The 10,109-nt window shown below is 64.1% G+C and carries 12 protein-coding genes and 1 pseudogene; 9 read left to right on the forward strand and 4 right to left on the reverse strand.

Going from position 1 to position 10,109, the window contains the following annotated elements; genetic code table 11:
* Both G3N97_RS32620 and G3N97_RS32625 read left to right on the forward strand, forming a co-directional pair.
* Positions 1-616 (forward strand): BadF/BadG/BcrA/BcrD ATPase family protein (locus G3N97_RS32620; RefSeq protein WP_205997043.1); only part of this gene is annotated, 616 nt, incomplete at its 5' end.
* 143 nt (positions 617-759) lie between these two features.
* Positions 760-1,584: a Cof-type HAD-IIB family hydrolase gene (locus tag G3N97_RS32625; RefSeq protein ID WP_205997044.1), complete on the forward strand. Its 825-nt coding sequence runs from the start codon at positions 760-762 to the stop codon at positions 1,582-1,584.
* Positions 1,585-1,698: 114 nt separating this feature from the next.
* Here G3N97_RS32625 and G3N97_RS32630 read toward each other — a convergent pair whose 3' ends face one another.
* Positions 1,699-2,373, reverse strand: coding sequence for a histidine phosphatase family protein (locus G3N97_RS32630; RefSeq protein WP_205997045.1), 675 nt, complete (start codon positions 2,371-2,373; stop codon positions 1,699-1,701).
* 126 nt (positions 2,374-2,499) lie between these two features.
* Positions 2,500-3,216, reverse strand: coding sequence for an aquaporin Z (gene aqpZ, locus G3N97_RS32635; protein ID WP_205997046.1), 717 nt, complete (start codon positions 3,214-3,216; stop codon positions 2,500-2,502).
* A 287-nt stretch (positions 3,217-3,503) separates the two neighbouring features.
* Here aqpZ and G3N97_RS32640 point away from each other — a divergent pair, with 287 nt between their 5' ends.
* Positions 3,504-3,800 carry an H-NS histone family protein gene (locus G3N97_RS32640; RefSeq protein ID WP_205997047.1) on the forward strand — a complete coding sequence of 99 codons (297 nt, stop codon included), beginning with the start codon at positions 3,504-3,506 and terminating at the stop codon, positions 3,798-3,800.
* Between the two features lie 255 nt (positions 3,801-4,055).
* Here G3N97_RS32640 and G3N97_RS32645 read toward each other — a convergent pair whose 3' ends face one another.
* The gene (locus tag G3N97_RS32645; protein WP_205997048.1) at positions 4,056-5,123 is read right to left on the reverse strand and encodes a glycosyltransferase family 4 protein; all 1,068 of its coding nucleotides are present in this window, start codon (positions 5,121-5,123) and stop codon (positions 4,056-4,058) included.
* 598 nt (positions 5,124-5,721) lie between these two features.
* On the opposite strand from G3N97_RS32645, the gene flhD reads away from it, so the two are divergent.
* Positions 5,722-6,039: a flagellar transcriptional regulator FlhD gene (gene flhD / locus G3N97_RS32650; protein WP_065065249.1), complete on the forward strand. Its 318-nt coding sequence runs from the start codon at positions 5,722-5,724 to the stop codon at positions 6,037-6,039.
* Positions 6,040-6,159: 120 nt separating this feature from the next.
* On the opposite strand, the gene G3N97_RS39745 is transcribed toward flhD, so the two are convergent.
* Positions 6,160-6,342, reverse strand: a complete 183-nt coding sequence (locus G3N97_RS39745; RefSeq protein ID WP_241030974.1) for a hypothetical protein — start codon at positions 6,340-6,342, stop codon at positions 6,160-6,162.
* A 22-nt stretch (positions 6,343-6,364) separates the two neighbouring features.
* Between G3N97_RS39745 and flhC the strand changes: the two genes are divergently transcribed.
* From flhC to G3N97_RS32675, 5 genes and pseudogenes are all read left to right on the forward strand, one after another.
* Positions 6,365-6,850: a flagellar transcriptional regulator FlhC gene (flhC, locus tag G3N97_RS32655; RefSeq protein ID WP_065065301.1), complete on the forward strand. Its 486-nt coding sequence runs from the start codon at positions 6,365-6,367 to the stop codon at positions 6,848-6,850.
* 317 nt (positions 6,851-7,167) lie between these two features.
* Entirely contained in the window at positions 7,168-8,028 is an 861-nt protein-coding gene (gene motA / locus G3N97_RS32660; RefSeq protein ID WP_074982811.1) for a flagellar motor stator protein MotA, read from the forward strand.
* 13 nt (positions 8,029-8,041) lie between these two features.
* A pseudogene (gene motB, locus G3N97_RS32665) lies at positions 8,042-8,977 on the forward strand (flagellar motor protein MotB); the annotation flags it as partial.
* A 280-nt stretch (positions 8,978-9,257) separates the two neighbouring features.
* Positions 9,258-9,632, forward strand: coding sequence for a response regulator (locus G3N97_RS32670; RefSeq protein WP_065065597.1), 375 nt, complete (start codon positions 9,258-9,260; stop codon positions 9,630-9,632).
* Between the two features lie 83 nt (positions 9,633-9,715).
* Positions 9,716-10,109 (forward strand): Hpt domain-containing protein (locus G3N97_RS32675; protein WP_205997051.1); only part of this gene is annotated, 394 nt, incomplete at its 3' end.

The raw sequence follows: 10,109 nt of genomic DNA on the forward strand, positions 1-10,109 counted from the left end.
CGCGGCGCCGCCGGTCGCGGGCCTTGCTGTCGAGAGCGACGCCTACACCACGCTGCTCGGCGCACACGGCGGCGAGCCGGGCGTGGTGGTCGCGCTCGGCACCGGCAGCGTCGCGGCGGCGCTCGACGCGCGCGGCGAGTGCCGAATCGCAGGCGGCTTCGGCTTTCCTTCCGGCGACGAAGCGAGCGGCGCGTGGTTCGGTCTGCGTGCGATCGTCTGGGCGCAGCAGTCGCTCGACGGACGCGTCGAGCCCGACGCGCTGTCTCAGGCGCTACTCGCGCAGACGCAATCGCGCGACCGCGAGAGTCTGATCGTCTGGCTGTGCGCGGCCAATCAGACCGCTTACGCGAGCCTCGCGCCCGTGGTGCTCGCGCATCGCGAGCATCCGTTCGTGCGCAAACTGCTCGCTGAAGCCGGTGAAGCTGTCGCGCGTCTGATCACTGCGCTCGATCCGGCCGCGTCGCTGCCCGCCGCGCTCGCGGGCGGCCTTGGTCAGCCGTTGCGCGAATGGGTGCCGCAAGCCGTGCGCGAACGTCTGCGTGCGCCGCTTGCCGACTCCGCGAGCGGCGCGTTGCGGCTTGCGCAGCGCGAAGCGGTCCGGCTTGGGCGTGTCTGAATGCGCCTGAATCGGGTCGAATCCGCTCGAACCTGGTTGAGCGCGCGGCGCGTGCAGCGCGCTGGTTCTCGCCGAGCCGCCGCCACGCCGCCAGGCACAAGGTGCTAGCATTCAGGGTTTCCCCGCTCACCGCCAGAATCGCCATGTACAAGGTCATCGCAACCGATCTCGACGGAACGCTGCTCAACGCCGACCATCAGGTCGATCCGTTCACGGTTGCCACGCTGCAAACGCTCGACGCCCAGGGCATCCGGTTCATCATCGCGACCGGCCGCCATTATTGCGATGTCGCGGCCATTCGCGGCGTGCTGGGCGTGCCCGCGTATCTGATCACCTCGAACGGCGCGCGCGTGCACGCTCCCGACGACGCGCTGATTCACGCGAGCAATCTGCCCGAGCCGATGATCCGACGGCTCGTTGCGCCCGATACCGTGGGCGCGCATGGCCGCGTGATCGTGAGCCTCTACACCGACAAGGAATGGTTCATCGACCGCGACGCGCGCGAACTGCTCGCGTTCCATCAGGACTCGGGTTTCACGTATCGCGTGACGGACGACCTCGCCTCGCTCGGCGGCGCGGGCATTGCGAAAGCCTTGTATATCGGCGATCCGGCCGATCTCGCGCACGTGCGCAGCAGCCTCGAGCGCGAGTTCGGCGACGCGCTCTACATCACCTACTCGCTGCCCGATTGTCTCGAAGTGATGGTGGCCGGCGTGTCGAAGGGCCGTGCGCTGCGCGTGGTGCTCGAGCGCCTCAATGAGCAGGCCGCGCGCTGCGTTGCGTTCGGCGACAACATGAACGACATCGACATGCTCGAAACGGCCGGTCATCCGTTCATGATGAACAACGCGAATCCCGATCTGATCACGCGCCTGCCGCAGGTGCCGCGCATCGGCAATAACTTCGAAGCGGGCGTGGCGCATCATCTGCGCAAGCTGTTCGCGATCGAAGACGAAATCGCGCGCTGATTTCGGCGCGTATTTCGGCGCGCATTTCAGCGTTATTTTTTTCGCGATTTCCACGGATGTCGGCATTGCCGATGTAAAGGCGCGGCGTTGAAGAATGCGGCGCCTTTACAGATGTTATTGCGACGCGGGCAGCATCGCGCACGGGCAGTCGTCGGCGCGTCCATCCAGACCTTCGTGGTCGTGCGCAAAACTCGCGCGCGGCTGCTCACCGCTCCAGTCGATACGCACGACGTAGATGCTGTCGAAATCGGCGCTCTTCCATTTCGGCACGTCGGCCGCCGCGCCACCGTGTTCCGCCACGATCTTGCGCACGAGCGATTCGATCTCGTGATGTTCCCAGCCGATTAGCACGGTGCGTTTGTTCCACGCCGGATCGAGCAGCGTCTTTTCGAGCGCGTCGGTGTGCGAATGGCCGTAGGGCGTTTGAATCGGCAAGCCGAACTGGATGGCGGTCGGTTCGACGGTCGCGAGCGGACGCACGTAGTAGTAAGCGTGGCCGCGATCGTCCTTCTGCTCGCCCGGATCCGGCGCGAACACGGCGTCGGGCTTGCCGTATTTCGCGGCGATCACCGCGGGCAACGCGAGCGCCCGATTCAATCCTTTGCAATTGAGCTGGCCGAGACCCGCGTCGGGCTTCTCGCCGTGACGCACGAAGATCAGCGTCTCGACGTTCTGGCTGGTTTTTGCCTGGGCGCTGCTTGCGCCCGCGAGTGCGGTCACGGCCATGGCCGCGACGATCGCGCAGTTTTTCGCACGGTGCGCCAGCGTCGAATATCGTGAATGCGTCATGACGGGCGCCTTGATTTCGGGGTGATCGGGTCGTCCGATTCTAGCCGAGCCAACGAAAACGGGCGCCGCAGCGCCCGTGATCGTCGCATGCGGGCGTGGGCCCGCACATGGCGTGACAGCGTTCGATCAGGCGTCGCGGCGACCCGCGATCAGCGGATACACCACGCCCGCGATCACCGCACCGATGATCGGCGCGACCCAGAACAGCCAGAGTTGCGAGATGGCTTCGCCGCCCACGAAGAGCGCCGGGCCGGTCGAGCGCGCCGGGTTCACCGAGGTGTTCGTGACGGGAATCGAAATCAGGTGGATGAGCGTAAGGCACAGGCCGATCGCGATCGGCGCGAAGCCGGCGGGCGCGCGCTTGTCGGTCGCGCCGAGAATCACGAACAGGAAGAACGCGGTCATGACGACTTCGCAGACGAAGGCGGCGGTGAGCGAGTAATGACCCGGCGAGTGGTCGCCGTAACCGTTGGTGGCGAAGCCGCTGGCGACGAGGTCGAAGCCCGGCTTGCCGGAGGCGATGCACGCAATGACCGCTGCACCGATCGTTGCGCCGATGACCTGCGCGACGATGTACGGCACGAGGTCGCGCACCGGAAAGCGGCCCGCAACCGTGAGACCGACGCTGACGGCCGGGTTCAGGTGGCAGCCCGAGATATGGCCGATGGCGAATGCCATCGTGAGCACCGTGAGGCCGAACGCGAGCGCGACGCCGACGAAACCGATGCCGAGGCCGTGAACCGGGCCCGCGAAGCTGGCGGCGAGCACCGCGCTGCCGCAGCCGCCGAGTACGAGCCAGAACGTGCCGAACATCTCGGCGAAAAGCCGTTTGGATAAGTGCATTGTGTGACGCCTCAATAAGTCATTTGATGGGGCCGCTTATTGCACCGGCTCCAGGAAATGCCAGATTCTAGGCAGTCGCGTAAAGAGTGGGTGTCAAGGATTGTCAATTCTGATGTAATTGTTCTCATTATTGCGACAGATGCGTTCCGAATTTCATCAACTGCGTCGAATGGCTATTTATCGAATATCGCTATAAAACAGTATTAATAGCGATTGCTAATTCGACGCATTGCGTCTAATCTCCGTTCGAGTCGGTTACATTGACAAAGAAGGGGGGGGAGGGAAAAATGTCGCAATATTCAGAACTCAAAGCACAGATCGCCCGTCTGCAGGAACAGGCAGACGAGGCGCGGCGTACCGAAATCTCGGACGTCATCAACATGATCCGCGAGAAGATCGCGGAGTATGGGCTGTCCGCGCAGGACCTCGGCTTCGCCGTGGCCGCCCGGCGCGGACGCCCGCCCAAGAAGGCTCCGCTGCCGCCGCGCTATCAGGATCCGAAGTCCGGCGCCACGTGGAGCGGGCGCGGCAAGCCGCCGAAATGGATCGCGGGCAAGAACCGCGAGCGTTATCTGATCGCGTGATTGTGAGGGCGGCGGATCGCCCACGCGATCGCCGCCGCATCGTTGTTGTATCGCTGTCGCATTGTCATATTCGCTTATCCAATAAAAAGAGCCGCATGATCCATGCGGCTCTTTTTTTGCGACTAGCGGTAAACCACGGCTAATGCTCGTTGGCAATCGTTCATGCAAAGCGCAATTACGCATCGCGCAAACGATTCACTTTGCGTTTTCTCACCCTTTCCGGTCATTTATCTCAGAAAGAGGCATGCAAGTTGATTAGCCTCCCGCGGCGACTCGGCGCAGCATCGGACGGCGAGCCGCTTCGATCAGTGTCGAATAGCTTTCGAGATAATTACTGGCCATGGTGTGCGAAGTGAAACGACGTTCGAATTCCGCGCGAATGGCTTCGCGCGAGAGCGAGTCGATGTTTTGCAGCGCGGCCACGGCGCCCTGTGCGTCTTCGCAGATAAAACCGGTCACGCCCGGCTCGATCACCTCGGGCACCGAGCCGCGGTTGAACGCGATCACCGGCGTGCCGCACGCCATCGCCTCGATCATCACGAGACCGAACGGCTCCGACCAGTCGATCGGGAACAGCAGCGCCTTTGCGCCGGAGAGGAACTCGGGCTTCTGCGCTTCGTTGATCTCGCCGACGAACTCCACGTGCGCCTGCGAAAGCAGCGGCTCGATTTCGGTCTTGAAGTAATCCTGGTCGACCTTGTCGACCTTCGCGGCGATCTTCAGCGGCAGGCCCGAGAGCGCGGCGATCTTGATGGCCGTGTCCACGCGCTTTTCCGGGCAGATGCGGCCCAGAAACGCGAGGTACTCGGGCTTTTTGTCGGTGCGCGGCGTGAGCAGATCCTTCGGCAGGCCGTGATAGATCGTGTTCAGCCAGTTCGCCTGATGCAGCGGCTGACGCTGGGAGTCCGAGATGGAAATCACCGGCGCTTCCGGGAACGAGTCGAACACCGGCTGCAGTTCCGGCAGGTCGAGGCGGCCGTGCAGCGTGGTGACGAACGGCGTGTCGAGCGTCGAGAACAGCGGGAACGGCAGGTAGTCGAGGTGGAAGTGCAGCACGTCGAACTCGTGGGCCATGCGCCGCACGCGTTCGAGCAGCACGATGTGCGGCGCGAGCGCGTCGCGCACGGTCGGGTCCAGGCGCAGGGCGCGCGGCCACGCGGCCTCGAGCTTCGCCGAGGTGACCGAATCGCCGCTGGCGAACAGCGTCACGTCGTGGCCGAGGTCGACGAGCGCTTCGGTCAGATAGGACACGACGCGCTCGGTGCCGCCGTAGAGCTTCGGCGGAACGGCTTCGTAAAGTGGCGCAATTTGGGCGATTCGCATAGGTCTGATCTCCTTGGCAAAGACCGCGTGAAATGCGTCTGTTGAACGCGGTCACTGCGGTGGTCATGCGGTTTGGGGTTATCCCTGAGTCCGATTATGAAGATTTGAGTGCGCGTGACGAGTTGTTTTGCAATCACTTAATGTTGTTACAGCGGGAAACACCGCTGGTAAGCACGCGTTGCAAAGCGTGACGCGCGAAGCGCTGCGAATGAGCAAGTTGCATACCCGGAAAAATCAATGGGTTCCGGCCCTGTGAAATAAAGCCGAATGACCGTGCACATCTCTGTTACGCGTCAATGAATTCGCTTTTATAATCTGCAGAGGAATGCGGCTGTTATGCCAATAACATCGTTAGTTGCCCTTCCTCTCTCCCCTTTTGCATCTTTGTCAGAAAAACACCTACACATTAAGCGGTGTTTTTCTCGCGTCTCGTCGCGGTATCCTTCCGATTTTCATTTGGGGCCACCCTAGCCACAATGCGGGGACGACCACTAAACGGGCCGTTCGCCTCGCCTTGCGCTGTCCGCGCTGCGTCGAACGAGCAAACGTTTCCGCACCAGGCCTGACCAGCCGCTACGTTTCGAATTCGGGGGTATCCATGAGCGCGACGACGCAAAGCGACATGCTCAGCGAGATCAAGGAAGTGAATCTGTCGTACCTGTTGCTCGCGCAACGTCTGTTGCGCGAAGACCGGCCGACGGGCATGTTCCGTATGGGCATCTCGGAGCAGCTGGCCGACGTGCTGGCCAATCTCACCTTCGCGCAGACGGTGCGCCTCGCCGCATCGAATCAACTGCTGTGCCGCTTCCGCTTCGACGATCACGCCATCCTTGGCGCACTCGCCGACAAGGGCAAAGCCGCGCAAACGCATTCCGCCATCCTCATGGCCGGCCAGGGCGTCGAGCAGGTCAACTGACCTGCCGCCCGGCTCACCTCGCGGCCCGCTGGCGCCGCGCCCATCCAGGATCCACGCGTGATCCATTCGGGGGTCTATGGCGACACTAACGGCGACGCATGCCGCGGCAGGCGCAGTCTCTCAGGCTGCGCCCTGTGCACTGCTGGATTCCGCGGCCGGTTCCGCGGACACGAACATCAGCATCAGCGACACCCAGCAGGACAGCGGCACACCCGCGGCGAAGCCGTCCACCAAAACCGCGACGAAGGGCGCCACTAAGGGCACAACCCGCGGCGCGCCGCGCAGTGTCGTGCTCGAGGTCAAGGAAATCGCGCTGGCGATCGAAATGATCGAACTCGGTGCACGCCTGCAAATGCTCGAAGCGGAAACCTCGCTGTCGCGCGACCGCCTGATCCGTCTGTACAAGGAAGTGAAGGGCGAGTCGCCGCCCAAGGGCATGCTGCCGTTCTCGACCGACTGGTTCATGACGTGGCAGCCCAACGTGCATTCCTCGCTGTTCTACAACACGTTCCTGTTCATGAGCGGACAAGGGCGCTGCGACACCGTGCGCGCGATCGTGAAGAGCTACCGGCTCTATCTCGAACACATGCGTCTGCACGACGAAGAGCCTGCGCTGAGCCTCACGCGCGCCTGGACGCTGGTGCGCTACTTCGCGTCCGGACTGTTGCAGCTGACGTCGTGTTCGCGCTGCGGCGGCCGCTTCGTCGCGCACGCGCACGATCCGCAACGCGGCTTCGTCTGCGGGCTGTGCCAGCCGCCTTCGCGCGCGGGGCGCACGCGCCGCAACGCCGAAGCGGTCCACGCTTCCTGAGTGCGGGTGCGCGCGTGCTTCGGCCCGATCCCGCGCATCCGGAAATGGCGACAGATTGTCGCTGCGCGCAACGTGCGGCGCTGTCGCACGGTTCGACGCGCTTTTCGTCCCGCCTTTCATCCCGCTCCGTTCCGCCGTTTCATCCCCCGCCGCCCGCTCCGCGCGGCGCGCTCCGGCGGTCCGGCCCTCCAACGTTTGCGTCTGCGAGGGCCGCGTGCGGATCCAATCCCAAAGTTTTTCGCACTGGTGCCGTAAACCCAACTAAGGGCGCGGGCCAATGACGGTCCGCGGCGCATTCTTCCAGTGAGGGTCCGGCAGTGCTGATTATCGTGGGAACACTCGTGACGTTGTTGTCGGTCTTCGGCGGCTATGCGATGGAGGGCGGCCATCTCGGCGCGCTCATGCAGCCCGTGGAAGTGCTGATGATCGCCGGTGCGGGCGTCGGCGCGTTCATTCTCGGCAACGGCATCAAGACCATCAAGGCCACGCTCGGCGTCCTTCCGACGCTCTTCAAGGGCGCGAAGTACAACAAGGACGTCTACATGGAGCTGCTCGCGCTGCTCTATGTCCTGCTCGCGAAGGCGCGCAAGGAAGGGACGCTCACGCTCGAAGCGGATATCGACGATCCGCAGAAGAGCCCGATCTTCACGCAGTACCCGAAGATCCTGGCCGACAAGCACATCGTCGAATTCCTGAGCGATTACCTGCGTCTGATGGTCGGCGGCAACATGAACGCTTTCGAGATCGAAAGCCTCATGGACGAGGAAATCGAAACGCATCACGCCGAAGGCGAAGCGCCCGCGCACGCGCTCTCGAAGGTGGGCGACGCGATGCCGGCGTTCGGTATCGTGGCCGCGGTGATGGGCGTGGTGCACACGATGGCGTCGGCCGACAAGCCGCCCGCGGTGCTCGGCGAGATGATCGCCCAGGCGCTCGTCGGCACCTTCCTCGGCATTCTGCTTTCGTACGGTCTGATCGGCCCGCTCGCCTCGCTCGCCGAGCAGCGCGTGACCGAATCGACCAAGATGTTCCAGTGCATCAAGGTGACGATTCTCGCGAGCCTGAACGGCTACGCGCCGGCGATCGCCGTGGAATTCGGCCGCAAGGTGCTGTTCTCGACCGAGCGCCCGTCGTTCTCCGAACTGGAAGAACACGTGCGCCGCGTCAAGGCGAAATAAGGCGGGCGGCCCGATGAGCAACAACAAGGACCGCGCCATTGTCGTGAAGCGCGTCGCCCCGAAAAAGGGCGGCCACCACGGCGGTGCATGGAAGCTGGCCTACGCGGACTTCATGACCGCGATGATGGCGTTCTTCCTGCTGATGTGGCTGCTCAGCTCGGCCTCGACGGTGCAGTTGAAGGGCATTGCCGACTACTTCAACCAGCCGCTCAAGGTCACGCTCTGGGGCGGCGACCGCAGCGCGGAAGATTCGTCGATCGTGAAGGGCGGCGGGCGCGACATCTCCTCGCAGGACGACGGCGTCACGCGTCGCAGCGACGGCATGACCTCGCGCACCGACCGCAACACGGTCAAGCACAACGACGACGAAGCGTCGAAGACGCAGCAAGGCTCGCTCGAGCGCCAGGAACAGGTGCGCCTGCACGATCTGCAGGTGAAGCTGATGGCGGCGATCGAGGCGAATCCGGTGCTGCGCCAGTTCAAGCAGCAGATCCGCATCGATTCGACGCTGCAGGGCCTGCGCATCGAGATCGTCGACTCGCAGAAGCGGCCGATGTTCGCGACGGCGCGCGACGTGGTCGAGCCGTACATGCGCGACATCCTGCAGGCGATCGGCAAGACGCTCAACGACGTGCCCAACCGCATCGTCGTGCAAGGCCACACCGACGCCGTGCCGTACGCGGGCGGCGAGAAAGGCTATAGCAACTGGGAACTGTCGGCGGACCGCGCGAACGCGTCGCGCCGCGAGCTGATCGCGGGCGGCATGGACGAAGCGAAGGTGCTGCGCGTACTGGGTCTCGCGTCGACGCAGAACCTGAACAAGGCCGATCCGCTCGATCCCGAGAACCGCCGCATCAGCATCATCGTATTGAACAAGAAGTCGGAAGAGGCGTTGATGCACGACGACTCGACCACGACCACGCTCTCCGACGACGCGGCGGGCTCCGGCAAGGCGTTGTCTGCAGGCGCGCTGATGTCGGGCGGCCCGGCTGGCGGCTCGGCCGGTTCGGCAAACAGCACCGCGCCGGCGCCGCAGAAGCTGCCGCCGCTGCTGTCGGCAGCGCCGGCGGCGAAACCGGTGGCGGCCGTCGCACCACCCGCGCCGAATGTAGCACCGGCGGTCGCACCCGAGCTGGCGCCTGCGTTGCCCGCCAGGTCGGAGGCGCCGTGAGGCCGGGGAACGATAACAACGGGACAACGGCGGCGTGGCAAGCGCGAACGAGGAACGGATGATCCGAAATATTCTGGCGATCGACGATTCGGCGTCCATGCGGGAGATCCTGCGTGCGGCGTTCGGCTCGGCGGGTTACGAGGTGACGGTGGCCAACGACGGCGAGGACGGTCTCGAGCATGCGCTCGCGCAGCGTTTCGACCTCGTGCTCACCGACCTGTACATGCCGCGCATGGGCGGGCTCGACCTGATCAAGCGTTTGCGCGACAACCCGTCGTACCAGGAAACGCCGATCCTCGTCTTGACCACGGAGTCGGATGAAGGCTTCAAGGCGGCCGTTCGCGAGGCAGGCGCGACCGGCTGGATCGAAAAACCGGTGGACCCGGAGCTGCTCGTCGATCTGGCGAGCGCGCTCGGCGAACCGAACACATGACATGAGGCGCGCTGCGGCGGTCGGTTTGCACTGCCAACGGCAGACGCAGCGGCCACCCACGCATTAATCGCGGTGAAAGAGCAATGACTCTCGACATCACTCAGTTCTATCAGACGTTTTTCGACGAGGCGGACGAGCTGCTCGCGCAGATGGAGCAGCTTCTCCTGAACCTGAACGTCGGCCGCCCCGATCCCGAAGATCTGGCGGCGATCTTCCGCGCGGCGCACTCGATCAAGGGTGGCGCGGCGACGTTCGGCTTCACGGCGCTCACCGAGACGACCCACATCCTGGAGTCGCTGCTCGATCGCGCGCGCAACAACGAACTCGTACTGCGCAAGGACATGATCGACACGTTCCTTGAAACCAAGGACGTGCTTTCCGACCAGCTCGCCGCCTACCGCGCGAGCGCCGAGCCCGACGCGGCGGCCGCAGCGGCCGTGTGCGCGAAGCTCGAGCGTCTCTACGCGGAAAGCCGCG

It is taken from the genome of Paraburkholderia sp. Ac-20347 (genome assembly GCF_017104805.1).
GTDB lineage: Bacteria > Pseudomonadota > Gammaproteobacteria > Burkholderiales > Burkholderiaceae > Paraburkholderia > Paraburkholderia tropica.

Coding starts and splice junctions, on each gene's coding strand:
- G3N97_RS32625 (WP_205997044.1), top strand. CDS start 760: ATGTACAAGGTCATCGCAACCGATCTCGACGGAACGCTGCTCAACGCC.
- flhC (WP_065065301.1), top strand. CDS start 6,365: ATGATCGAACTCGGTGCACGCCTGCAAATGCTCGAAGCGGAAACCTCG.
- G3N97_RS32630 (WP_205997045.1), bottom strand. CDS start 2,373: ATGACGCATTCACGATATTCGACGCTGGCGCACCGTGCGAAAAACTGC.
- G3N97_RS32645 (WP_205997048.1), bottom strand. CDS start 5,123: ATGCGAATCGCCCAAATTGCGCCACTTTACGAAGCCGTTCCGCCGAAG.
- aqpZ (WP_205997046.1), bottom strand. CDS start 3,216: ATGCACTTATCCAAACGGCTTTTCGCCGAGATGTTCGGCACGTTCTGG.
- G3N97_RS32670 (WP_065065597.1), top strand. CDS start 9,258: ATGATCCGAAATATTCTGGCGATCGACGATTCGGCGTCCATGCGGGAG.
- flhD (WP_065065249.1), top strand. CDS start 5,722: ATGAGCGCGACGACGCAAAGCGACATGCTCAGCGAGATCAAGGAAGTG.
- G3N97_RS32640 (WP_205997047.1), top strand. CDS start 3,504: ATGTCGCAATATTCAGAACTCAAAGCACAGATCGCCCGTCTGCAGGAA.